The organism is Sulfurospirillum sp. (genome assembly GCF_036802865.1).
Lineage (GTDB): Bacteria > Campylobacterota > Campylobacteria > Campylobacterales > Sulfurospirillaceae > Sulfurospirillum.
In genome coordinates, this window is sequence record NZ_DAIRVK010000003.1 from 132,642 (window position 1) to 156,357 (window position 23,716).

Here is a 23,716-nt window from a genome sequence, read left to right on the forward strand (position 1 = left end):
ATAACTTAACTCATTTAAAAAGGGATGATACGGAATGAAAATTGCGATTGTGAAACTATCGGCACTGGGTGATATTATTCATGCCATGATTGTTTTGCAATACATTAAAAAAAATATTCCAAATGCCCAAATAGATTGGTTTGTGGAAGAAAAATTTATGGGTATTTTAGAGAACAACCCTCATATCCACACTATTTATCCTCTACGTCTTAAAAACAACAAATTTCATTTTCTTAAAGAATACCAAAAGCTCAAAAATATCTCTAAGCTAAATCACTATGACCTTGTTTTAGATCTGCAAGGGTTAATCAAGTCTGCCATCGTATCTCGGATTTTGAGTCAAAATTGCATTGGTTTTGATAAACAAAGCCTTCGAGAACCTCTGGCTGCATTGTTTTATAAGAGCTCTTTTCATGTTCCCTATGAAGAAAATGTCATTATGCGCAATCTCAAGCTTACATGCGAAGCCCTAAAAATGGGCATACCCGATATCCAAAACAAAGAGCCCTTTTTATTTTCAACGCATGTGAATGAAATAGCACCAACACTTCTTGTTATCACAGGCTCATCGTGGAAAAGTAAAATATATCCCAAAGAGCATTTCGTGAGCATTCTCAATGCCTTACAGGTACAAAGTTTTATTGCGTGGGGAAGCGAACCAGAAAAAAACGATGCACAGTTTATCTGCGATCATACAAACGCGACAATGCTTCCTAAATTGAGTTTGGATGAACTGAAATCCGTTGTACAAAATAGCCAGTTAGTCATTGGTGCAGATAGTGGCCCCACACATATGGCTTGGGCGTTAGGGTGCCCTAGTATTACCATTTTTGGGCCAACACCTTCGATGCGAAACACCGTTACAACGGCTATTAATTTGACAATAGATTGCGAAAAAGCTATAAATGCAAGAGACATCAACAAACATGATTTTTGCATTCAACAGATTGATCCTCAAAAAATTATTGCATTAGCGAAGGAACTACTTCCGTGTTAGACTTTTTTTATTTATCAGCTTTTGTCTTATTTAAATTTTTCGTAACAAAACTTCCAAAGTCTTTATTAATATTTTTAATTAATATTTTTGCAGCTATTGGATATAGGATTGATAAAAAACATAACAAAATTGCAAAAGTAAATTTAGATCTTGCATTTGAAAACCGCATGAGTGAAGAGCGAAAAATTGAAATTATTAAGCAATGCTATAAAAACTTGCTTTACTTGCTCAAAGATTTTATAGAAAATCAAACTATCTCAAAAGAAAAATTACTTCAAAAAGTTACTTTTCACAATGAACAGATCTACCTTGAAGCTTTAAAACTCAAGAAAGGTGTAATATTTCAAACAGCTCATTATGGTAACTGGGAACTTATGTCTTTAGCCGTAGGTGCAAAGTTTGGACCTATCAGTATTATTGGAAGAGAACTGGACTCTTGCGCCATGAATAGCATTCTTGAAAAGAACAGGCAACGCTTCAACGTAACACTCTTAGATAAGAAAGGCGCAATGCGAGGTATACTCAAAGCTCTTAAAAACGGTGAAAGTGTAGGTTTGCTTGTCGATCAAAATACCGCTGAAAAGGAGGGTGTCCTCATTCCATTTTTTGGGAAACTTGTAAGGCATACACCTGCAGCAGCACAATTTGCAAAAAAAACAGACTGTATTATTATTCCTGCCTTTATGACGACTCAAGACCACGAACACTTTGATTTAACCTTTTACGATCCAATCCTTCCACCCCTTGATGACAGTGAACAATCTCTCATCGATAGTATTCAAGCACAAGCTAATATCACACAACGTACCATTGAGAAAAAACCAGATGAATGGTTTTGGTTTCACCGCAGATGGAAAAATCAATACGAGGAACTTTACAAATGACCATTCTTAATTTTTCATCATTTCAAACCAAAATTTCAACTATAAATAGCTATTTAATGATCTTATTAGGGTTTACATTCCCACTATCTGTATCCATTGGAACGACTGTTATAGGGCTCATTATCCTTTTATGGCTACTCGAAGGCCGGTTCAAAGAAAAATTCTTGATTATGCATCAGAATAAAATTTCGTATGCTTTCTTAGCCTTTTTTGCAGTTCATGTTATCGGTCTATTGTGGAGTGAAGATTTAACATGGGGACTGCATATCGTTAGTAAAGAATGGCGTATATTACTTCCTCTTGTTTTCATTACTATTGTTAAAAAAGAGCACATCCAATATTATATTATTTCATTTCTCTCAGCCATGAGTTTATCGGAAGTATTGTCATATCTTATTTGGCTTGGTATTATCCCAGCTTTTCAAAGTTCCACCATGCTGAACCCAACACCTTTTATGAGCCATATTTCATACAACCCATTTTTGGCTTTTAGTGTTTTTTTGTTAATTTACTTTATATTTTTCGTTAAAAGCTATAAAAACAACTTTTCTAAAATAATTTCTCTCTTTTTTTTAACAACCATGACGATCAATATTTTTATAACCGGTGGCAGAGCTGGTCAAATTGGCTTTTTTATAATGCTAGCGCTAGCTCTTATTTTATATTTTAAAAAAAATATTCTAAAATCAGCACTTATGATACTGGTTATCTTACCTACTATCTTTTTTATAGCATACAGCGTAAGCACATTATTTAACACACGAATTCATGAAGCACTAAACGACATTCAAGTCATTGACGAAAACCCAAATACAAGCATTGGGTTACGAATGACGTTTGCAATAAATACCTTACACATTATCAAGGAAAACACTATCTTTGGCGCAGGCACTGGTGATTTCCCTAAAGAATATGAAAAAGTAAACATGCAAAAATCACCAAATGTCCTGCCAACAGTCAATCCTCACAACATGTACTTACTCGTCTTAGCACAAACTGGAATTGTAGGCCTTATAACGATGCTTTCGATCTTTTACATGCAAATTCGATCATTTTCCAAATCAGATGGTGTGCTGTCGCCATTAAGACTGGCTCTACCTATTTTATTTTTAACCATTATGCTGAGCGATAGTTACCTTTTAGGTCATCATACAGCACTCTTATTTGTTTATTTCAGTGCATTTTTATACAAGGACTTTTCTGGTGAAAAAGTCTAAGATCTTAATCGTTATCCAAAGGTCCAATGGAGATGTGTTTTTAAGTTCTCCATTAATCAATGCATTACATAAATATTATCAAAATACAGAAATTGATTTGCTTATTAATGATGATACGTTGGGGATTGCTAAGACGTTGGATTATATCCATAACATCCATCTTTATAAATATTCTTGGCGAAAACTGTCAATTGTACAAAGAATAAAACAAGAATTTTCTTTAATAAAAGCAATCTTTGCGCACTATGATGTAGCGATTAGTTTAACATCAAGTGATAGAAGTGTCTTATACGCTATTTTTGGTGCCAAACACTCCATTGCCGCCGTAGAAAAGAGCTCTAAGAAATCGTGGTGGAAGAAGATATTCCTATCTCAATACTATTTTTTTGATACATCAAAACATATCATTTCCAACAATACCACACCGCTTGATCTATTAAATATTGATCACTCAAAATTACAAGTTACATCTGTACCAAAAGAAGAAGATATAACAAATGTTGAAAATCTTTTGCAAAATGATGGAATCAAAAATTTTATTATTTTTCACCCATCTGCCCAATATAAATATAAAATGCTCAACAATGAAATTCGCAATAATCTTTTAATACTGCTCAATAGTTTAAATATCCCTATCATTGTTACAGGCGGAAAAACATTGATAGATGAAGAAATTTCACAAAGTCTACCTCAACTTGCAAATATCCATAACTTCATAGGAAAAACATCCCTGGGTGAGTATATTGCGCTTTCCCACCTCTGCCAAGCATACATGGGGATGGATACTCTCAATATGCATATTGCCGCTGCTCAGAATAAACGCATATTTGCTATTTTTGGCCCAACACTCACATCCATGTGGTCGCCATGGGATAATCGAAATGGTTCATATCATACTGGAATGCCTCCCGTTTATACCTATGGGTCTATCACAATTTTTCAGACCAATATGCCCTGTGTTCCTTGTGGCAAAGCAGGATGCAATGATAAACATGGTCAAAGTGAATGCCTCAATATCATAAATCCAAACACTATTTTTCAAGAAGTTCAACAATGGTTAAAATAAGCGTTACCATACTTACAAAAAATTCTGAAGAGCATCTCACTAAATGTATTGGGGCACTTCAATCTTTTGATGAAATTATCATTTTAGATAATGGATCAACGGATAATACATTGACCATAGCCCAACAATACCCCAATGTAAAAATATTTAAAAATGAATTCATTGGTTTTGGACCACTAAAGAACCTTGCAATTCACTATACTCAAAATGATTGGATCTTTTCAATAGACAGTGATGAAATTACAACACCGGCTTTAATCAATGAAATACACTCTATAAACTTTAATCAAAACACCATTTATTCCATCAAGAGATCTAATTTTTATGGCACTAAAAAAATGCAATGCTGTGGTTGGGACAATGATTTTGTAAAACGGATTTTTAATAAACAAAGCACAAAATTTAGTGACGATTTAGTTCATGAAAGTCTTATTGAAAATGGGTTAAAAATTGAAAAATTGAAAAATGGATTAGAACATTATTCGTTTAAAAATGTAGATGAGTTAATCGATAAAATGCAAAAATACTCATCACTTTGGGCGCAAGATAAGAAAAGTAAGAAAAAAGCATCTCCTTTTCAAGCTGTGGTAAGAGCCTTCTTTACATTTATAAAATTTTATTTTTTAAAAAAAGGTTTTTTAAATGGTTATGAAGGGCTTGTCATTTCAATTTCAAATGCCAATGGTGTTTTTTACAAATATATAAAACTTTATGAAAAGAATTTAAAAAATGACATGTAGCCTCATTATTACAACTTATAACTGGAAAGAAGCCTTAGAAGTAGTTCTTTTAAGCGCATTAAAACAAACTACTTTACCTAATGAAATTATTATAGCCGATGATGGTAGCAAAGATGATACAAAAGAATTAATTAATCAAATTGCTAAAATATCAACAATACCAATTATCCATTCTTGGCAAGAAGATCAAGGATTTAGATTATCTCGTTCGAGGAATCTAGCAATTGCAAAAGCTTCTAGTGAATATATTATTGTATCTGATGGCGATATGATTTTAGATCCTCATTTTGTAGAAGATCACCTACTTCATGCTGAACCTAATACTTATATCCAAGGTAGTAGAGTTTTATTATCACCTCAACTAACAGCAAATACATTATTGAGCAAAAGTTTTATAAAACCATCCCTATTTAGTAACTTACATACTAATAAATTAAATTCAATCAGAAATATTATTTTTAGTAAAATTTTTGGACTTATAAAAAGCCAAAAATTAAAAGGAATACGAGGCTGTAATTTTTCACTTTTTAAAAATGATATTTTCAAAGTCAATGGCTTTAATGAAAAATTTACTTCATGGGGACAAGAAGATAGTGAATTTGTTCAACGATTATATAATATAGGTATCAAAAGAAAAAATATGAAATTTGCAGGTATTCAATATCACTTATACCATAAAGAAGGAAATGCAAACTCCAATAACTGTGAGATTTTATTACAAACTATTCAATCAAAATCAACATACTGCAATGAAGGCTTATCTCAAATATCATCAACTGGATTATCATTATGAAAATTAGTGCATTTACATTCATCAAAAATGGTGAAATACTGGGATACCCTTTTGTGGAGTCTATCAAATCTATTTTACCTATCGTCGATGAGTTTGTTATCAATGTTGGAGAAAGCGAAGACGATACACTCAAAATTATCCAAGCGATTGATAGCCCAAAAATAAGAATTATAGAATCTGCTTGGAACAATAATATGAAAGACCGTGGCTATGTTTACGGTCAACAAAAGATGATTGCTCAATTTAATTGCACAGGAGATTGGGCTTTTTACCTTGAGGGTGACGAAGTAGTTCACGAAGATGATTTAGATAAAATTTATGAATGTATGAAGCACTATAAAGACGATGCAAATGTCGAAGCTATCGTTTTTGATTATTACCATTTTTACGGTAATGAAAACAGCTATCTTTGGAGTCCAGGATGGTATCGAAAAGCACCTCGTATTATCAAAAATTCTATCCGTAGTTATGCTCCCGATGGTCTTTTTTGGCTTGTTTTGGATAAAAATAAAATAGGAAGATACCCTAAAGCGGTAGAGTGTGGAGCTAAAATGTATCATTATGGGTGGGTGAGAAGCGAAGCACAAATGAATCTAAAAAGTGAAAAAGTACAACAATACTGGAACAAAGGGCACAAAACCATCAACTATGCAGACATAGACGGTAGTATCATCCAAGAATTCAAAGGAACCCACCCAAAGATTGTACAAGAATGGTTACCCAAAGAAAAAGGTATTTTTCAAGCTGATAAAAATCATGTTTTAACGAAGAAAGAGAAAAAACATCGAATAATGCTCAAATTAGAAAATATTTTTGGGCTAGAACTGAGTAAAAAACACTATAAACGCATCAAATGAAACTTTTTATCGAACTTCCAACATGGCTTGGGGATGCCATTATGACAACGCCTGCCATTGAAAATATCATAGAGCACTATCCCAATGCAGACATTACCCTATTTGGCTCTTTTGTCTCCACCGAGGCACTCAAAAATCACCCAAAAGTTTCACATTGCATTGTAGATGAGAGTAAAAAAGCATTTTCGAGGTTTTATTGGCTTTGCACCCTAGCACATACATTGGGCACTTTTGATAAAGCAATTAGTTTTAGAAGTTCATGGACATCATCATTCCTATTATGGTGTATCAATGCTCGCAAAAAATTTCACTATCAAAAAAATGTTTATGTGGGGCATCAGGTTGAAAAGTACACCCAATTTATAGCAAAATATTTACATATAAGTACAAAAGAACTTCCTTTAAAACTCTATCAAACACCTTTTCATTTTGACAAACCAACACTGGGAATCAATCCAGGAGCAACATATGGAAGCGCAAAACGATGGTATCCAGAAGAGTTTGCAAAAGTAGCTATACATTTTGCAAACCGCTATAATATTGTCATTTTTGGTGGACCGAATGAAGCTGATATTGCAAGAGAAGTTGAAGAAACACTCAATGAAAACGCTATCAGGAATGTAACTAATTTAGCGGGAAAAACAACGATTCAAGAGCTAATACAAACTATTGCAGGATTGAGCCTTTTTGTTACGAATGACAGTGGACCGATGCATGTGGCCGCTGCGTATCAAATTCCAACGATTGCTCTTTTTGGACCAACACGGTATAAAGAGACGTCCCCATGGAAAAATCCAAACAGCACTATTCTTTCACACAACCTTTCCTGTGCTCCTTGCATGAAACGAGAGTGCCCCATCAAAACACACGAGTGCATGCGGGGCATTAAAGCAGAAGAAGTTATTTCACTGTTAGAGCGTCATCTATCGCTTGGCAAATAATATGACCGATCATAATGTGCATCTCTTGAATGCGAGGGGTATCATCGCTTGGAACAATTAAATTAATATCGCAAAATTCACTCATAACACCACCATCACGGCCTGTTAACCCAATCGTTTTACACCCCATATTACGGGCAAGGCTAAGAGCTCGCACCACATTTTTACTATGACCACTGGTTGAAAAACCGATCAGTAAATCACCTTCTCTCGCTAGTGCTTCCACTTGCCTATCAAAAATTCTATCAAAGCCAAAGTCATTGCCAACAGCTGTTAAAACAGAAGTATCCGTTGTCAATGCAATACCTGCAAGTCCTCGTCTATCACTCTTGTAACGTCCACTAAGCTCTGCAGCGATATGTTGTGCATCCGCAGCACTACCGCCATTTCCACACAATAAAATTTTATTACCATTTTTCAATGTTTCTGTTGCAATAATGCACGCAGTATAAATATGACTTTGTAAACTCTCTATGGTTTTTGCAATAACCGCTTGATGCGATAGCATCTCACGTTGTATCATTTCCATCATTTTTGTTGAGCCCTCTCAATAATCTTAGTTGTACTTTTACCCTCAATAAACTGAACGAGTCGTACTTCTTTGGCAATGTTGCTTCCCACAACCTCTTTCCCTTCATAATCAGCACCTTTAACCAAAATGTCAGGTTTAACGGCAGAGATAAGCGCTAAAGGAGTATCTTCCTCAAATGGGACAACAAAACTGACCGATTCTAAGCTTGCTAAAACATACGCTCTATCTTCCAAAGGGTTTATCGGTCTGCTCTCACCTTTGAGTCGCCTAATCGAATCATCCGAATTAAGCCCAAGAATCAGTATATCACCAAAACTTTTAGCCACTTCAAGGTACTTCACATGCCCTACATGTAAGATGTCAAAACAGCCATTGGTAAAAACAATTTTTTGATTTTTTTTGGTTTGAAGTAGATGGATGATCTCTTCTTTAGTTTTAATCTTACTCTCTGCTGTAGCAGCTCTTAAGCTATGCTCATACGCATCCACTTCATCCAGAGTTACGGTTGCACTTCCTAGTTTTCCAACGACTACGGCAGCTGCAGCATTCGCAAAAGAGGCTGATTCTTTCATACTGAGGCCACAAGAAAGAGCATAACCCAAACTTGCTAAAACTGTATCTCCTGCACCAGTGACATCGTACACTTCGCGTGCAACCGTTGGCATTTTTTCAAATTGTTCACCAAAAATTGCCATACCATCTTCAGAAAGTGTAATAATGGCGTATTCAAGATCCAAACTCTCTTTGAGTGAGTTTCCTGCTTTTTGCAGACTTTCATCATCTTTGATGGCTATTTTTGTGGCGATACTTGCCTCTTTTTTATTCGGAGTAATCAGCGTTGCACCACTGTATTTACTATAATCATCCCCTTTGGGATCAACCAAAATAGGTTTGTGATATTTTTTGGCTAGCGCTATTACGCTATGTGTAAATGCTGTTGTTAACACACCTTTGCCATAATCAGAAAGTAAAATAACATCTACCTTTGGAATATACGTTTCACATTGCGCTAAAAGAGCATCTGCAGAAACTTCGGTGATGTCATCTTTGGATTCACTATCATAACGCACTACTTGTTGATGTGAAGCGATTACGCGGCTTTTTTTGCTGGTTTTTCGATCTTCTTGTTTTATAATCCCTTTGGCATCTGCACCCAAAGTTTCAAGCATGCTCAGGAGTTCTTTGCCATTATCATCATTTCCAACGACACTTAAAACACTCACCTTCGCACCCAAGCTTAAGAGATTATTGACAACATTTCCAGCACCGCCTAGGACTGTACTTTCCCTTTGAACGTCCACGACTTGAACAGGTGCTTCAGGAGAAATACGCTCGCATTTTCCCCACAAATAATGGTCTAGCATCAAATCGCCAATGACCAAGATGGAAGGCTGATAGGCTCTTAATCTATCCATGTTTTACTTCGCTTTTAAAAATACGTTTAATTTCAGGCACGTAGGCTTTAATACCCTCTTCTAAACTTACGCGTGGTTCATACCCTAACTCTTTTTGCGTCGTAGAGATATCTGCCTCTGTGTGCATCTGATACGCACTGTATGGGTTGTTAAAATACTCTGTTCCTAAGTTCGTCTCTAACTCTTTTTGCAAGATGTCAGCGATGTCTTGAAAACTTCGAGGCTTGCCTGTTCCTACATTGTAAACACCGCTTTTTCCAGAAGCTGCTGCTTTTATATTGGCTTGAACAACATCGTCAATGTAAATAAAATCACGTACAATTTTATCAGATCCATGAAAGAGACGTGGTGTTTTACCACTTAAAATTTGAAGCCCAAGTTGTAAAACCATGGAAGCCGTTGTATTTTTGAAGTATTCTCTTGGACCATAAACGTTGAAGTAACGTAGCCCTATCACGCTCATAGTAGGGTTTTGTGCATAAAATTCACGGGCTAAATGATCCATAGCGAGTTTGCTAAAACCATAGACATTTTGAGGTTGTTCATGCCCCACTCTCTGAGGTGAAACAGCATCTCCATACGTTGCAGCGCTGGAAGCATACACTACAACTGCATTGCTTTTTTTGGCTAATTCTAGGATACTTTTAAAAGCATTAACATTCGTTTTAACCATAATACCTTGATCTAAAACCGTTGTATCGGAGATGGCAGCTTCATGAAAAATATAATCAAATTGATACGAAGAGAGTTTTTTTAGTGCTTCTTCATCATTAATATCACCGCTAATGACTTCACCCTTAAAGCCTATAAGATTTTTAAAGTGACCAAAGCTTTTAAGATTGCCATTGGAAAAGGTGGCTTCACTTCTAAAAACATCAAAGACAACGACGTTACATGTAGGATAATTTTCTTGAAAATAAAAAGCAAGATTACTACCGATAAACCCTGCTCCACCTGTAATTAAAATACTTTTATGATTAAAATTTTTTTCAGTATATTGCATGCTAAACCCTAATTTTTAATAAGGTCTATTGTATCCAAAAGAAAATTAACGCAATATTTAGCTCCGCTATTTTGTGCTTCACCTAGAAAGATCGTATTGCCAATGTTTACACCTTGTGCCGCTTCAATGTCGCTTGACTTATCACCAATCATCCATGAGTCTTTCACATCGATGTCAAATGCACTTATCGCCTCTTTAAACATGCCACTTTTAGGTTTTCGACATTCACAATGTGCTTCAGGAGAGTGAGGACAGTGGTAAATCGCATCGATTTTGATATTGTTATATAAAAATTCTTGACACATCCAACTACTCAATGTTTCAAAATCCTCTTCAGTATAGTACCCTCGTCCAATGCCAGACTGATTGGTAACAACAATAAGCAGATACCCTAAAGATTGAAAATGTTTTAAGGCTTCAAACACGCCTTTGCAAAACTCAAAATCCTCAATTTTAGAAACATATGCATGATCAATATTGATTACGCCATCGCGATCCAAGAAGATTGCTTTTTGCACCTATTCTCCTAGTTCTTTGGTAATATCACTGAGTAAATTGGTATATTCGAGGTAGCCAAAAGCATCTTTTTGTGCGATCAGTGATTTTTTAGCTCTTTGGAAAAAGCTTTGCGATTCTTGACGATTTTTCAAATCATATGCCAAAAATTTTCCCATGTAATAGTTCGCATAAAGATGTGTTGGCTCTTTAATCAAGACAATTTGAACTTCTTCAATCGCAGAATAAATTTGTGAATTTTTTTGGAGAGCAAGTGCCAGTTTGAGGCGCATCATATGTTGCATATCATCAACCAATAAGCTTTTTTTATACATCACGGAAGCTTCATTGAAGATGCCCATTTCAAAATACCCATCACCCAATTTATTCCAGATATCTTTATCATTTGTTTTAGCGGCTTGTTGTTTAAGCTTCGTGACTTTAAGTGCAAAAGGAAGTACCGTTGCAATACGGCTATTTTGTACATTGTGTGGATCAATGGAGTAGGCATCAACTAAGATTTCAAACCCTTGAGCAATTTTCCCAAGTTTGAGATAAATATTGGCAAGTTGGAGCATACAGACTGTATTTTCAGGCTCATTGACTAGAATTAATTCAATGGCTTCTTTGGCTTTTTGAGTATCTGTTCTTTCTACTTCACAAACGCTATGGGTAGCTCCCACAAGAGTACTTAAAACAGATAAAAATACAACAATCCCCCGCAACAAATGCACTCCTATTAGTATAAGATTTGGACTGATTATATCCAAGTTTTATAGAAATGAAAATATCTCTTTAGACTACTTTAAAAAAACTAAGCAGGGTTAAAGTATGGTTAGTTATAATTTTCGAACACAACTCAAAAAGGGGTATTTCGTATGAAAAAAGTTTGTACAATTTTAGCAATTGCAGCTGTATCTAGTTTAATGGCGGCCGATGGCGCAGCTATTTACCAATCAAAATGTTTTTCCTGTCATGGAGAAAAAGCTTCTAAAGCTGCATTGGCTAAATCACAAATCATTGCTGGTTGGGATGCAGCAAAAATCGTTACTGCTGTTAATGGCTACAAAGATGGTAGTTATGGTGCCGCAATGAAAGGTGTTATGAAACCTATTGCAACAGGTCTTACAGATGAGGATCTCAAAGCAGTCGCTGCGACAATCGCTTCATATAAATAAACTCTACACGACACAGGAGCAAAGCTTCTGTGTCTACGTTATTGCCACTGGGGCGCTAAAGCTTGCCTCTTCGAGGCAGAACGTTTTCTCACTCAAAATCATATGATTAATCCGGTGGTGCGTAGCTTGTCTCTCTTTTCTCTTTTTGCTTTAAAATCTCCGCTTTTTTACGTTCCATCATCACGGCATCATTCAGTGCTTCTTCGCTGTCAAATTGAGCACCATCTAAAAATTTTTTATGATCATCGAATTGCCCACTGCGAATCCCCCAAAGCAATGCCCATAAACCAAATGCACCCAAAAGGGTGGAAGCTCCTAACATCATCGCTATAATCCAACCATCCATACCTAAGGCCTTTTAAAAATGTTTTTAATGCGCATCGAATTCCCAACTACCACCAAAGAGCTGAGTGACATTGAAAGAGCGGCAAACAACGGTATAATATACCCACTCATTGCTAAAGGTATCGTTACGACATTGTAGAGTAACGAAAAGAGCAAATTTTCTTTCACCACACGTAAACTTTTACGGGAAATAACAAAAGCTTCATACAAGCTATGTACGCTATCGTTGGTCAACACAACATCACTAACATCCACAGCCACATCAGCACCACTTCCCATAGCAATGGCTATCTCACTTTGAGAAAGCGCTAATGTGTCGTTGATACCATCTCCCGCCATGACCACTTTTTGACCTTTTTGACGTAACACTTCAATATAGGCTGCTTTTTCATGCGGTAACAATGCCGCTTCAAAAACATCAATGCCTACTTCCTTCGCAATATCACGTGTTACACTCACATGATCCCCACTTAGCATCACGATTTCTAATCCAAGCGTTTTAAGCGCCGCAATACTCTCTTTTGCGCCCTCTTTTAGGCTATCTTTAAGTCCAAATATCGCAACTAAAACACCATCAATAGCAAAGAAATAGTGACTGAACATCTCAAAATTTTCAGGCATAGCAACCGTAATACCCGCTTCAGCCATCATTTTGGCATTCCCACCTAAAAGTTGATGTGTTTCAAATGTAGCTTTGACACCTTTGGCTTCAATCGTTTTAATCTGCCCCAAATCTTTTACACATAAAGCCGATGCATCTTCGTTCAAAAAGCTTGCAATACCTTGGCTGATGGGGTGATTGGATGAGCTGACCAGTGCATACAAAAGAGAAAGATCAAACGGCTGGAGGTACATATGCGTCACCACTTCAGGTTTACCTTTGGTGATGGTTCCGGTTTTATCTAAAACCAGTGTGTCGCATTTTGCCATAGTTTCTAAAAACCCTGCTTCTTTAAATAAAATGCCTCGTTTTGCAGCCAAACCAAGTCCAACCAGTGTCGCAACCGGAGTTGCAAGACTTAAAGCACACGGACACGCAATGACAATCACAGAGATCGCTATAATCAACCCTGTTTCAAACGAACCACTGTGATAAAACCAAAATAGCAGTGTTGAAAAAGCCAAAAAAAGAATTGTACGTGAAAAATACCCCGAAATTTGATTGGCAAGTTTTTCGATCTTAGGCTTTTTGTTCATGGCATCTTCAAGAAGCGTCACCAATTTAGAGAGCATAGAAGAGGAAAAGGTATTGGTCGCTTTGTAGCGAATAACACTGTCTAAACAGATAGATCCACTGAGAATTTTATCGCCTTTTTGGGCTAAAATAGGAACGGATTCACCATTAAGGCGTGAAAGATCAAAAGAGCCTTCGCCCTCTACTATCACGCCATCAATGGCGACTTTATCACCAGCTCGTACTTCAATCATCTCGCCGATTTCAACCGAATCAACGCTTGTTAATATCTTCTCATCCCCTTTGATCAGCAATACCTCTGTAGGCATTAAACTTCCAAATGCATCCAGCGTGTCAACAGCCTTTTTCTTCGTTAAAACCTCTAAATATTTACCGGCAAAAACAAAGGTAATAATCATCGTCACCGAGTCAAAATAGACCTCAGCACTCCGCGAGAACATCGCATAAAGAGAAAAAACATACGTCAAAGAAGCACCAGTGGCAACCAAAAAGTCCATCGTCACATAACGATGTTTGATCCCATAATACGCCCCTTTAAAGTAGACTGAGCCCGTATAAAAAAGGGTCGGAGTCGCCAGAATAAACTCAGCAAAATTGAGAATATTTTTGACATTACTTTCCATCCCAGTAAAATAGCCCGCATACTGTGCGATGGCAATCCACATCACATTCATTGTCGCAAAAATACCCACTAAAAGTTTGGAATAATACTCTCTGCGTTGTACCGTTGCACGCTCTTCACCACTTTTAGGATCATACGGATATGCGTTATAGCCAATGCTTCGGATTGTCTCTATAATGTGTGAAAGCTTGATGATCTCACCATCCCAAACGATCTTTGCCTTGTTATTGGTGTAGTTGATCGTGACTTCAACAATGCCTTCTTGTTTAGAAAGTACTTTTTCATTAAGCCATACACACGCACTGCAATGAATCCCCTCAATAATCAAAGAGATTTCACTCAAACCTTCTTTGTTCGTTTTGACATATTTTGAGATAAATCCATCCAAATCAAAACGACTGGTATCGTCCATGTTGACTTTAGGAGGAGCTAAAGTTGTTTCACCCATTTTGGCATAAAATGTATCAAGCCCTTCATCTTTTAAAAGATGAAAAACACCTTGGCAACCTTTACAACAAAAAAATTTGGGAGTTTCATAACTGGTGTCTTGGAGTAACAAAGTGGCTTCGTATTCTAAATGGCAGTGATCGCAACATTTTTTGCTCATATTAATCTTTCATTAGAGTTCTTCTCGAACTCATTTTTTATACGCTTTCCAAGCAAAGCTTGAAAAACTACGCTAACCGCTAAGGCACTAAAGCTTGCCTCATGCTGAGGCAGAAACTTTTTTTGCAATTATAAAAAATTATTATATCGTGACTTTTTTGTGATAAACCTGATAGAAAAATAGACTTAATTTTTTTTTCAAACCCTTTGTGATAAAGTGCCAACCCTACATAATAGTTGTAGGTAACTATGAGTCAAGGGAAAGTAGTGGAGAATAGTCAAAAGCTCTATGTTAAAGCAGGACTTTTCCTGATACTTGCATTATGTCCTCTCTACTTTGCAATTTGGTATCACTCTCTCATCTTAGCCTCTATCCTTCTTACAGGGATAACAAGCTTTGGTCTCTTTTTTGTTACCAAGCTGATTCAAAGCAATACAAAGCTTAAAAATGAACTACGCAAAAATCTTTACATCGATCTTAATACAAAACTACCCAATCGCCTTAAACTTCTAAGAGACAACAAAAAACTCGATCCGTCTATTGAGTCAACCCTGATTATCATCAATATTGACTCATTTCAAAATACCAACAACTTTTACGGACACAACTTTGGCGATAAATTTCTCAAAGTCATCGGGGAGTGGCTCTCAAACAACCTTCCACCCATTGATGCCACGCTTTACAAATTTGAAGCGGACATTTATGCCATTTTGATCCGCGTTCCTTTTAACGAATACAACCTCAAAAAATACCTCAAAAAAATCTCGATGAAAATTACAAAAGACCGCATTATTTGCGATGAAGTAGAGGTAGATACAACCCTTTCCATTGGTGCACATCAAGGAAAGAAAAGCTTGCTTAAACTTGCTTCCATCGCCTGTAAAGAGGCGAAGAACAAACGTCTTCCTTATATGATTTACGATAAAAGCAGTCACAAAGAGGCAGAGTACCATCACAACATGACCATGAACCATACGCTTAAAGAAGCGCTTGCAAAAGACTATGTTGTCCCTTTTTTCCAACCTATTCTTAACTTTCGTACCAACGAAATTGAAAAATTTGAAACCCTTATGCGCATTAAAAAAGAAGATGGCAGTTACTATTTACCCGCAGAATTTTTAGATGTAGCTAAGCACTCGAAAATCTACTCAAAACTCTCGATGTCACTCATTCAAAAAGCATTTGAAACCTTTCAAATCTCTTCCAGTGGCTTCTCTATCAACCTCTCCTACCTTGACATGACTAACATTGTTACAACGACTTTCATCATCGAAAAACTTGAAGAATTCAATGTAGGTCCTTGGGTAATTTTTGAGATTTTAGAGAGCGATGGTATTGAAAACTATGAAGCGATTGCCAAATTTATCGACCAAGTCAAATCTTACGGAGCAAAAATTGCCATTGATGATTTTGGCTCAGGCTATTCAAATTTTGAACGACTGACAGAGCTGAGAGTGGATTATATTAAGATTGATGGCAGTCTTATAAAAAATATTCACCATAACGAAGAGACAAAGATCATTGTTAAAACCATTGTCAACTTTGCTAAAGAGCTCAATATCAAAACGATTGCTGAATATGTTCACTCAGAGGAAGTTTTAGAGTGTGTTAAAGAGATAGGGATTGATTATGGGCAAGGTTTTCACATTGGAAAACCAAAACCCGAACTTCCTATCAGTGCACATTAACTTTTTTGGCAAATAAACAGAGATAGATTCCCCCAAAAATCAAAATTATACCTCCCAAATGGTACCATTCTAAACGCTCACCTAAAAAGATATACGCTAAAAAGCTCCCAAACAGTGGCATTAGATGCGTAAATTGTCCCGTTTTATCCGCCCCAATCTGAGCAATGCCTTTATGCCATAAATAGTAGCAAAGAATAGAAGTCACCAAAACCACATAGGCAATTGCCCACGCATAGTCCATCACAACTCTTATTTCTCGATCCAAAGAATACCCTTGCACTAGGTAAAAAGGTAAAAGCATCACAACACCAAGCGCTACAGTCGTTATAAAAAATTCAAAGTTACTCAGTGTAGAAGGTCTAAATTTCACAAGCACACTGTAACTTGCCCAACATAAAGAAGAAGCAATGACCCAAAAATCACCTGCGTTAAAACTGAGCATCAAAATGCTCTGAACATCACCTTTGAGCACTAAAAAGACAACACCCAGTGTCGAGAGGACAATGCCCACAATTTGTCGCAGAGAAATCGTTGTTTTCAAAATAACAAACGAAAGAAAAAGAATGATGATAGGAATGGAAGAGTTAATCAAAAGCGCATTGGTGGCAGTCGTTTTTTGTAATCCAATGTACAAAAGTGTATTGAATGCTGCAATACCAAGAGCTGAGAGTAACATTAAAATGCCAAAATGGTTTTTAAGCGCACCCCAAATTTTCTTTGCATGTAACAGTAAAAAAGGAAGCGTTACGACAAAAACACCCAACCATCTAAAGAAAGCTAATTCCCATGGTTCAATCGCTCCCGCAACAAAACGCCCAAGAACAAAATTGGCAGACCAAAAAAGCACACACAATACTAAAAGAACATAGACTTGCATTTCTATCCTTTTTTTCGAAACGTCATTGTAGCAAATATAACGCCATTGCAACACAACAGCTATACAATTTCAGTAGGTTTTACAAAGCGTTAAATGCGCGCTAAAAATTTTTGTAAGAACGCTAATTATGAAAAAGGATTTTCAAGGAGATTTAGGATGTTATACCAACTTAATTTACGAGAGCTAACATATGTACTCTCAGAAGCCCTCGATTACGTAGGTATCGATGACATTATGCATGGAAAACGTGTCGCTTATATTGCCTGCGAAGTTGGCAAAACACTGGGTTGGCGACAATCAAAATTGGATAAAGTAATGCTCATGGCAATGCTGCATGACAGCGGTGTCTCTTCCACAGATGTTCATCATGCCATCATTCATCATCTGGATTGGTCAGAGGCACACACCCATTGTACAAAAGGTGCACGACTTTTAAAAAGTGTTCCTATTTACCGTGATTTTGCAGATATTATCGCGCAACATCACACGCATTGGGAACATTTTTCACCTCATCTTGATGAAGAGGTTAAACTCTATGCTAACCTTATCTATTTAAGTGATCGTATTGATTCCTTACGGTCTCAATTTGGGGCACATCTTTATCATGAAAAAGAGTATATTCGCTCCATCATTCAAAAGCATACGCCCACGATGTTTTCACCAAAATTGACGGAAGCATTTGTTCAAATCTCGCAAACAGATGCCTTTTGGTATTACTTAGAGCCCGAATACATTCATTACTACTTTCGAGATTGGATTGACAAAGGCGAAATCAAAGCAGTTTCGTTTGATCTTTTAAAAAAAATTGCACTTATGTTTGCAGGTATTGTCGATGACAAAGGTGTATATACGCATGAACACCATACTTTGGGCGTTGCCTCTTTAGCTCGCTATCTCGCACAATTATGCGAACTTTCTATTGGAGATCAAGAAATGATTGAGTTAGCAGCTCTTTTTCATGATTTAGGCAAGCTTAGAATTCCCGATGACCTTGTTTGTAGAGTAGATGCACTCAATGATGATGAATGCATAAAAGTGAGACGACACGGTTTTGATGCACAAATCATTTTACAGCAAATCAAAGGCTTTGAGGGTATTGCTAAAATCGTCTCTATGCACCATGAAACGCTCGATGCAAAAGGCTACCCAGCACACCTTGGTGAAGAAAAAATCCCCTTAAAAGCGCGTATTTTATCGACAGCCGATACGTTTGAAGATTTAATGCACCAAACAAAAACTTTAGATGCTAAAAATGCCTATGAAATGCTTGAAAAAATGGTTATAGAACATAAATTGGATGCAAGTATTGTCGATAAAATGGCAATTCATATGCAAGAGTGTTACGAAAAAGCTATTCACCCGCATGCTTACCTGTAAAAAATCATACAGTGTTATCGCCCTTTTGAGTGAGATTGTGCTAAAATCTATAAGTTGTGTTCAGAAGAGGTGGTCGCCTGATGCGTTTACTTATCTTTCTTTTCTTTTTTTACACTACACTCTTTGCCAATCATACAGTGGAACCTATTTCACTGCAACTCGCATGGCTTCACCAATTTCAATCCGCAGGATTTTATGTCGCGCAGGAAAAAGGCTTTTACGCAGAGCTTGATCTTAACGTCACCATCAAAGAGTACCAATCTGGCACGAATAGTGTGGATGCGGTTCTCTCAAAAAAGAGTGATTATGGCATTGGTAAATCCTCATTAATTATTGATCGTAGCCATAAAAAGCCTGTTGTTGCACTCATGGCACTGTTTCAACACTCTCCTTCTGTTCTTATTAGCACCAATCCTGTCATTAAAACGCCCAAAGACCTTTTCAACCGTATCGTGATGATGAGCTTTGAAGAATCAAGCGCTGTCTCTATTCTTTCAATGCTTATGAGCCATGGGGTTAAAAAAGAGGATGTTTTTTTACGAGACCCCTCTTTTAACCTTGATGATCTCATCAAACAAAAGATTGATGCAATGGCGTGTTACATCTCTAACGAGCCCTTTATTCTCGATGAACGTAATATTTCGCATACGATATTAAACCCTAAAGACTACGGATTTGATTTCTATGGCGATATTCTTTTTACATCAGAAGATGAAATTGCATTGCATAAAGAGCGAGCAAAACGATTTTACAGTGCGAGTAAAAAAGGCTGGGAATGGGCATTTGACCATGTTGAAGAAACAGCACTTCTTATTTATGAGAAGTACAATACACAACATAAAAGCCTTGACGCACTTATCTATGAAGGAAAGATGCTTAAACAATTAGCATTCGATGAAGGAAAGCCTTTTGGACTGATTGAAGCTAAAAAATTTGAGGACATTGCCAATGTCTATAAAATCAGCGGTCTTTTAAAAAATGGTACTTCACTAGAAGGGTTTGTTGATCCCTTACATTTTGCTAAGGATACTGTCAAAATTGGCATTTTAGCGATCCGTGAAGACAGCACTATTATTCCGAAAACATGGAGTGATAGCGCCCAGTACCTTAGTGATCTTTTCCCCTCCCATCAGTTTGTTATCATTCCGCTAAGCTTTGAAGAGATGCAAAAAAGTATTCAAAAAAAAGAGATAGATTTTATCATTACAAACCCCATGCATGCCATTCAACTTGAACATATGTATGGCATTAGCCGTATTGCGACACTTATGCCACGTTACAAAGACCACTACTATAGCGAGTATGGGAGTGTCATCTTTACCAAAGCAGACACAACACATATCAATACCTATAATGATTTTAAGACAAAAACCATTGGTGCCGTCTCAGAACACTCTTTAGCAGGTTATCTTTTAGGACTCAAAGAGATCAACAACCCGTCCCTTACAAAAAACATCTCTTTTCTAGGAACCCATCACAATGTTGTCAAAGCAGTGATGGGAAATAGCGTCGATGTGGGGATTATTCGCAGTGACGTGCTTGAGCGGATGCAAGATGAAGGACTTATTTCACTCAAAGATATTAAAGTTTTAGGAGCAAAAAAGTATCCTAATTTTCCATTTCTCATAAGCACCGAACTTTATCCAGAGTGGGTTTTAGCCAAAACACCTCACACCTCAGAATACCTTACCAATGAAGTGCTGAGTAGTCTTTTAAAGCTTTCCATAACACCTAAAGTCAAGCAAGCTTTTCGCCTTAAAACGCCACTGGATTACTCCAAAATATATGTGATTCTCAAAGAGTTTAACATTTACCCTTACGAGCAAGAACCCTTTACCTTCAAAGATGTTTTAGTGAAATACAACTCTGTTTTTTTGGGGATTATTTTCATTTTTATCATCTCGTTTGCATTTCTCGCGCATATCCAACGTCTCAATAAAAAGTTACGTGAACGTACCGGAGAAATTGAAAACTTCAATGCAACCTTGGAACAAGAGGTAGACGAGCGAACCCATCAACTGAGCCTTCTTAACTCAAAACTTAAAGATTTAGCCAACACCGATGAACTGACAAAAATCGACAATCGCAGACACTTTTTGCTTCTTGCCACCCAATACTTTCACCTTGCAAAACGTAACGCTATGGAGCTTCATATTCTCTCCCTTGACATCGACTTTTTTAAACATGTGAACGACACCTATGGGCATGCAAAAGGCGATGATGTGTTGAAGTTCTTCGCAAAAAGCATCAAAGAGATTATTCGTAAAAGTGATCTTTTTGGACGTATTGGAGGAGAAGAATTTTCGATATGTATTCAAAACACCCCTCTGGATGGGGCGCGCATCTTAGCAGAAAAAATACGCGAATCCATCGAGAGAACAACAGGAGGTGCGCAAGATTTACCCGCTATCACGGTTAGTATTGGGATTAGTTCACTCAAAGAGAGTGATAAAGAGGTTTTCGACATTATGCAACGCTCTGATGAAGCACTCTACATAGCTAAACGAAATGGTCGAAATCAAGTACAAATTCTCTAACATTTTAAATTAAGAGTTTATTTATCCGACTTAGCTATAATTTACAAATATTTTCTTAAAAGGACACACAATGGCAACAACCAAACTCAAAGGTAATCCAGTCGCACTTTCTGGCACTGAAATCAATGTTGGCGATAAAGCTCCAGCTGTAACACTTGTCGCAAAAGACTTAAGTGAGATCAAAGTCGGAGGAGCTAGTGATAAAGCTCAAATCATCGTTATCGTACCTTCATTAGATACAGCGGTCTGTGCTCAAGAGACACGTACATTTAACACAAAAGCTGCAGCAATTCCTGATGCAACTGTTGTCGTTGCCTCTATGGATCTTCCATTTGCAATGGGACGCTTTTGTACAACTGAAGGCATTGAAAACCTACAAGTAGGTAGCGATTTTAGAGAAAGAGCTTTAGCAAATGCATACGGTGTTTTAGTAGCAGATGGCCCACTTAAAGGCTTAAGCGCAAGAGCAATTTTTGTAGTTGATAAAGCAGGCAAAGTTGTTTATAAAGAGATCTGTCCTGAAATTACAGAAGAGCCTAACTATGAAGCAGCACTTTGTGCGCTTAAAGAAACAGCAGCACCATCACATAAATGTGGCTGTGGCGCAAAATAATCTAGCTTAACTTCGCTTCTTCTTGTGTCTGATAAAGCCACAAGAAGAGCTTCTCAAATTTTAAAATCGTCTTCTCATCAATACTCTGATCGGGGAGTGTTAAAATTGTCTCCATCATAGCTCTATTTTGTAAAAAAGCGATGTCATACAGTGCTGCTTTGCCTATAATTTTCTCTAAAAAGCCCTTGTTATCAAGCTCTGAAACACTTTTTTGCACACTCTGGTACTGTGACAATCCTTTAGGCATCATAACGTAATCACTCCTGCAAAACGTCCTGTTTGTTTCTCTCTTCGGTATGAAAAATAATCCGCATTGCAACAACTGCACACATCTGAAATCTCAATATGTTCACGCTTCACACCTAATGCTAAAAATGCCTCTTGGTTATAGCGTTGTAAATCCAAAAAGTACTTTCCCTCTTTTACCTGTAAAGCTTTTTCAAACCCTTTGGTGACTTCAATGCCCACTTCATAGCAACAGACATGAATTGAAGGTCCTATCCAAATTTTCAACTCTTCCATACGTGAACCAAATGTTTCAGCCATAGTTTGAGCCGTTTTTTGCCCAACATTTAAAAGGCTTCCCGTACGTCCTGCATGTGCAACACCAATAGCATGATGTACCTCATCGTAAAACAAAATAGGAATACAATCCGCAACCATCACCGCTAAACCAATGCCTTTAACATTGGTTATCATCGCATCACACGTAGGCGATTCGTCACCTGTATGAACCAAAACAACGGTATCTCCATGTACTTGATCCATAAAAACAAGCTTTGAAACACCAAGTTTTTCTTCTAAGCGTGCTCGATTTTCTTTGACATTTGAGCGATCATCACCCACATGAAAAGCAAGATTGAGGCTATCAAATGGAGCTTGACTTACACCCTCATATCGTGTCGTAAAACAATACTGCATCAATAGGTTGCCATAATCCGATCCACCCCATTCCAATCAAGCGCCTCTTTTTTACTAAACATATGATGAAGATAACGCGCAAACATGTCAGTTTCAACATTCACTTTCTGCCCTACTTTATAACTTCCTATCAATGTTTTTTGAAGCGTATGTGGAATGATGGTTAAACGAAAACCTTTTGGGCTAACATCGTTAACCGTCAAACTTACACCATCAATCGTAATGCTCCCTTTAGGAATGACAAATGTCAATTGCTTTTGAGGAATGCTCACTTCAATATCCAGCCCATTTTCTCTTTGATTAAAATGTTCAATCACACCCACGCAATCCACATGCCCTTGAACCATATGCCCATCAAGACGATCACCCAGAGCAAGGGCTGGCTCCATATGTACTTTTCCTTTGAGGTTTTCAACCGCAAGTAAAGACCTGCTTTCTAGGGAGAGTTCTACACTAAAACCACCCTCAAAAAGCTCTATAACCGTTAAACAAGCACCATTGATGGCAATGCTATCCCCAATGTTAGGTTTATAGGTTGCACGAAGCGTTAAAATGTTATTGGCATAACCTGAAACTTCTGCAAATTCTCGAATTAACCCTGTAAACATTCTCTAACCCTTTGTCTATTTATCTTTTCTATTATAACGCTTTTAGGATTTAACTAGCATAAGTAAAGAGAATGCTCGTTTGCAGGATAAAGCGCTTTTAGCAATAAAGTACAGTGCGCTTTATCATTTTCCCCCTTTTTTCCCCTTTTTTTTAGTGATAGTATTCACATTAAGGCTGAAATGCTTATAATAGGCATATACAAAAACG

Annotated in this window: 24 protein-coding genes; 13 read left to right on the forward strand and 11 right to left on the reverse strand. The window is 37.1% G+C overall.

Annotated features, from left to right (window positions below; all coding sequences use genetic code 11):
• The first annotated feature begins 34 nt into the window (after positions 1 to 34).
• From waaC to waaF, 8 genes are read left to right on the forward strand one after another with little or no spacing between them, the layout of a single operon-like run.
• Complete coding sequence (waaC, locus tag V7Q04_RS08435; protein ID WP_333804556.1) at positions 35 to 997, forward strand: lipopolysaccharide heptosyltransferase I; 963 nt, start codon at positions 35 to 37, stop codon at positions 995 to 997.
• Positions 991 to 1,881, forward strand: coding sequence for a lipid A biosynthesis lauroyl acyltransferase (locus tag V7Q04_RS08440; RefSeq protein WP_333804557.1), 891 nt, complete (start codon positions 991 to 993; stop codon positions 1,879 to 1,881). The genes waaC and V7Q04_RS08440 overlap by 7 nt, the downstream gene beginning before the upstream one ends.
• Positions 1,878 to 3,098 (forward strand): O-antigen ligase family protein, encoded by a 1,221-nt coding sequence (locus tag V7Q04_RS08445; RefSeq protein ID WP_333804558.1) that lies wholly within the window; start codon positions 1,878 to 1,880, stop codon positions 3,096 to 3,098. The genes V7Q04_RS08440 and V7Q04_RS08445 overlap by 4 nt, the downstream gene beginning before the upstream one ends.
• Positions 3,085 to 4,164 (forward strand): glycosyltransferase family 9 protein, encoded by a 1,080-nt coding sequence (locus V7Q04_RS08450; RefSeq protein WP_333804559.1) that lies wholly within the window; start codon positions 3,085 to 3,087, stop codon positions 4,162 to 4,164. Before V7Q04_RS08445 ends, V7Q04_RS08450 begins: the two co-directional genes overlap by 14 nt.
• Entirely contained in the window at positions 4,152 to 4,904 is a 753-nt protein-coding gene (locus V7Q04_RS08455) for a glycosyltransferase family 2 protein (protein ID WP_333804560.1), read from the forward strand. The genes V7Q04_RS08450 and V7Q04_RS08455 overlap by 13 nt, the downstream gene beginning before the upstream one ends.
• Positions 4,894 to 5,697 (forward strand): glycosyltransferase family 2 protein, encoded by an 804-nt coding sequence (locus tag V7Q04_RS08460; protein ID WP_333804561.1) that lies wholly within the window; start codon positions 4,894 to 4,896, stop codon positions 5,695 to 5,697. The genes V7Q04_RS08455 and V7Q04_RS08460 overlap by 11 nt, the downstream gene beginning before the upstream one ends.
• Entirely contained in the window at positions 5,694 to 6,554 is an 861-nt protein-coding gene (locus V7Q04_RS08465; protein WP_333804562.1) for a glycosyltransferase, read from the forward strand. The genes V7Q04_RS08460 and V7Q04_RS08465 overlap by 4 nt, the downstream gene beginning before the upstream one ends.
• Entirely contained in the window at positions 6,551 to 7,495 is a 945-nt protein-coding gene (waaF, locus tag V7Q04_RS08470) for a lipopolysaccharide heptosyltransferase II (RefSeq protein WP_333804563.1), read from the forward strand. The genes V7Q04_RS08465 and waaF overlap by 4 nt, the downstream gene beginning before the upstream one ends.
• Here the strand turns inward: waaF and gmhA are convergent.
• From gmhA to V7Q04_RS08495, 5 genes are read right to left on the reverse strand one after another with little or no spacing between them, the layout of a single operon-like run.
• Positions 7,455 to 8,027: a D-sedoheptulose 7-phosphate isomerase gene (gene gmhA, locus V7Q04_RS08475; protein ID WP_333804564.1), complete on the reverse strand. Its 573-nt coding sequence runs from the start codon at positions 8,025 to 8,027 to the stop codon at positions 7,455 to 7,457. The two genes, waaF and gmhA, sit on opposite strands and share 41 nt — an antisense overlap.
• Positions 8,024 to 9,442, reverse strand: coding sequence for a D-glycero-beta-D-manno-heptose-7-phosphate kinase (gene rfaE1 / locus V7Q04_RS08480; protein WP_333804565.1), 1,419 nt, complete (start codon positions 9,440 to 9,442; stop codon positions 8,024 to 8,026). The genes gmhA and rfaE1 overlap by 4 nt, the downstream gene beginning before the upstream one ends.
• Positions 9,435 to 10,445 (reverse strand): ADP-glyceromanno-heptose 6-epimerase, encoded by a 1,011-nt coding sequence (rfaD, locus tag V7Q04_RS08485; RefSeq protein ID WP_333804566.1) that lies wholly within the window; start codon positions 10,443 to 10,445, stop codon positions 9,435 to 9,437. Before rfaD ends, rfaE1 begins: the two co-directional genes overlap by 8 nt.
• Positions 10,446 to 10,453: 8 nt before the next feature.
• Positions 10,454 to 10,963 (reverse strand): D-glycero-beta-D-manno-heptose 1,7-bisphosphate 7-phosphatase, encoded by a 510-nt coding sequence (gene gmhB, locus V7Q04_RS08490; RefSeq protein WP_333804567.1) that lies wholly within the window; start codon positions 10,961 to 10,963, stop codon positions 10,454 to 10,456.
• The gene (locus tag V7Q04_RS08495) at positions 10,964 to 11,668 is read right to left on the reverse strand and encodes a tetratricopeptide repeat protein (RefSeq protein ID WP_333804568.1); all 705 of its coding nucleotides are present in this window, start codon (positions 11,666 to 11,668) and stop codon (positions 10,964 to 10,966) included. It abuts the gene before it with no gap.
• A 150-nt stretch (positions 11,669 to 11,818) separates the two neighbouring features.
• Between V7Q04_RS08495 and V7Q04_RS08500 the strand changes: the two genes are divergently transcribed.
• Positions 11,819 to 12,118: a c-type cytochrome gene (locus V7Q04_RS08500; RefSeq protein WP_333804569.1), complete on the forward strand. Its 300-nt coding sequence runs from the start codon at positions 11,819 to 11,821 to the stop codon at positions 12,116 to 12,118.
• Positions 12,119 to 12,224: 106 nt separating this feature from the next.
• Here V7Q04_RS08500 and ccoS read toward each other — a convergent pair whose 3' ends face one another.
• Both ccoS and V7Q04_RS08510 read right to left on the reverse strand, forming a co-directional pair.
• Entirely contained in the window at positions 12,225 to 12,464 is a 240-nt protein-coding gene (gene ccoS, locus V7Q04_RS08505) for a cbb3-type cytochrome oxidase assembly protein CcoS (protein ID WP_333804570.1), read from the reverse strand.
• Between the two features lie 2 nt (positions 12,465 to 12,466).
• On the reverse strand, positions 12,467 to 14,887 hold the full coding sequence (locus tag V7Q04_RS08510; protein ID WP_333804571.1) for a heavy metal translocating P-type ATPase: 2,421 nt from the start codon (positions 14,885 to 14,887) through the stop codon (positions 12,467 to 12,469).
• 266 nt (positions 14,888 to 15,153) lie between these two features.
• Between V7Q04_RS08510 and V7Q04_RS08515 the strand changes: the two genes are divergently transcribed.
• Positions 15,154 to 16,575 carry an EAL domain-containing protein gene (locus V7Q04_RS08515; RefSeq protein WP_333804572.1) on the forward strand — a complete coding sequence of 474 codons (1,422 nt, stop codon included), beginning with the start codon at positions 15,154 to 15,156 and terminating at the stop codon, positions 16,573 to 16,575.
• Here V7Q04_RS08515 and V7Q04_RS08520 read toward each other — a convergent pair.
• A complete protein-coding gene (locus V7Q04_RS08520) occupies positions 16,562 to 17,452 on the reverse strand; it encodes a DMT family transporter (RefSeq protein WP_333804573.1) in 891 nt (296 codons plus the stop codon). The genes V7Q04_RS08515 and V7Q04_RS08520 overlap by 14 nt on opposite strands.
• Before the next feature lie 156 nt (positions 17,453 to 17,608).
• Here V7Q04_RS08520 and V7Q04_RS08525 point away from each other — a divergent pair, with 156 nt between their 5' ends.
• The 3 genes from V7Q04_RS08525 to tpx all read left to right on the forward strand — a co-directional run bounded on the left by V7Q04_RS08525 (position 17,609) and on the right by tpx (position 21,979).
• A complete protein-coding gene (locus V7Q04_RS08525) occupies positions 17,609 to 18,829 on the forward strand; it encodes an HD-GYP domain-containing protein (RefSeq protein ID WP_333804574.1) in 1,221 nt (406 codons plus the stop codon).
• Between the two features lie 80 nt (positions 18,830 to 18,909).
• A complete protein-coding gene (locus tag V7Q04_RS08530; protein WP_333804575.1) occupies positions 18,910 to 21,366 on the forward strand; it encodes an ABC transporter substrate-binding protein in 2,457 nt (818 codons plus the stop codon).
• A gap of 70 nt (positions 21,367 to 21,436) precedes the next feature.
• A complete protein-coding gene (gene tpx / locus V7Q04_RS08535; RefSeq protein ID WP_333804576.1) occupies positions 21,437 to 21,979 on the forward strand; it encodes a thiol peroxidase in 543 nt (180 codons plus the stop codon).
• 1 nt (position 21,980) lies between these two features.
• Here tpx and V7Q04_RS08540 read toward each other — a convergent pair whose 3' ends face one another.
• From V7Q04_RS08540 to V7Q04_RS08550, 3 genes are read right to left on the reverse strand one after another with little or no spacing between them, the layout of a single operon-like run.
• Positions 21,981 to 22,229 (reverse strand): hypothetical protein, encoded by a 249-nt coding sequence (locus V7Q04_RS08540; RefSeq protein ID WP_333804577.1) that lies wholly within the window; start codon positions 22,227 to 22,229, stop codon positions 21,981 to 21,983.
• Positions 22,226 to 22,936 carry a peptidoglycan editing factor PgeF gene (pgeF, locus tag V7Q04_RS08545; RefSeq protein WP_333804578.1) on the reverse strand — a complete coding sequence of 237 codons (711 nt, stop codon included), beginning with the start codon at positions 22,934 to 22,936 and terminating at the stop codon, positions 22,226 to 22,228. Before pgeF ends, V7Q04_RS08540 begins: the two co-directional genes overlap by 4 nt.
• The gene (locus tag V7Q04_RS08550; protein WP_333804579.1) at positions 22,900 to 23,508 is read right to left on the reverse strand and encodes a riboflavin synthase; all 609 of its coding nucleotides are present in this window, start codon (positions 23,506 to 23,508) and stop codon (positions 22,900 to 22,902) included. Before V7Q04_RS08550 ends, pgeF begins: the two co-directional genes overlap by 37 nt.
• Positions 23,509 to 23,716: the final 208 nt, after the last annotated feature.

Coding starts and splice junctions, on each gene's coding strand:
- V7Q04_RS08510 (WP_333804571.1), bottom strand. CDS start 14,887: ATGAGCAAAAAATGTTGCGATCACTGCCATTTAGAATACGAAGCCACT.
- V7Q04_RS08465 (WP_333804562.1), top strand. CDS start 5,694: ATGAAAATTAGTGCATTTACATTCATCAAAAATGGTGAAATACTGGGA.
- V7Q04_RS08500 (WP_333804569.1), top strand. CDS start 11,819: ATGAAAAAAGTTTGTACAATTTTAGCAATTGCAGCTGTATCTAGTTTA.
- V7Q04_RS08455 (WP_333804560.1), top strand. CDS start 4,152: ATGGTTAAAATAAGCGTTACCATACTTACAAAAAATTCTGAAGAGCAT.
- V7Q04_RS08445 (WP_333804558.1), top strand. CDS start 1,878: ATGACCATTCTTAATTTTTCATCATTTCAAACCAAAATTTCAACTATA.
- ccoS (WP_333804570.1), bottom strand. CDS start 12,464: ATGGATGGTTGGATTATAGCGATGATGTTAGGAGCTTCCACCCTTTTG.
- rfaD (WP_333804566.1), bottom strand. CDS start 10,445: ATGCAATATACTGAAAAAAATTTTAATCATAAAAGTATTTTAATTACA.
- V7Q04_RS08540 (WP_333804577.1), bottom strand. CDS start 22,229: ATGATGCCTAAAGGATTGTCACAGTACCAGAGTGTGCAAAAAAGTGTT.
- waaF (WP_333804563.1), top strand. CDS start 6,551: ATGAAACTTTTTATCGAACTTCCAACATGGCTTGGGGATGCCATTATG.
- waaC (WP_333804556.1), top strand. CDS start 35: ATGAAAATTGCGATTGTGAAACTATCGGCACTGGGTGATATTATTCAT.
- V7Q04_RS08520 (WP_333804573.1), bottom strand. CDS start 17,452: ATGCAAGTCTATGTTCTTTTAGTATTGTGTGTGCTTTTTTGGTCTGCC.
- V7Q04_RS08550 (WP_333804579.1), bottom strand. CDS start 23,508: ATGTTTACAGGGTTAATTCGAGAATTTGCAGAAGTTTCAGGTTATGCC.
- V7Q04_RS08525 (WP_333804574.1), top strand. CDS start 17,609: ATGTTATACCAACTTAATTTACGAGAGCTAACATATGTACTCTCAGAA.
- gmhA (WP_333804564.1), bottom strand. CDS start 8,027: ATGATGGAAATGATACAACGTGAGATGCTATCGCATCAAGCGGTTATT.
- tpx (WP_333804576.1), top strand. CDS start 21,437: ATGGCAACAACCAAACTCAAAGGTAATCCAGTCGCACTTTCTGGCACT.
- V7Q04_RS08530 (WP_333804575.1), top strand. CDS start 18,910: ATGCGTTTACTTATCTTTCTTTTCTTTTTTTACACTACACTCTTTGCC.
- V7Q04_RS08460 (WP_333804561.1), top strand. CDS start 4,894: ATGACATGTAGCCTCATTATTACAACTTATAACTGGAAAGAAGCCTTA.
- rfaE1 (WP_333804565.1), bottom strand. CDS start 9,442: ATGGATAGATTAAGAGCCTATCAGCCTTCCATCTTGGTCATTGGCGAT.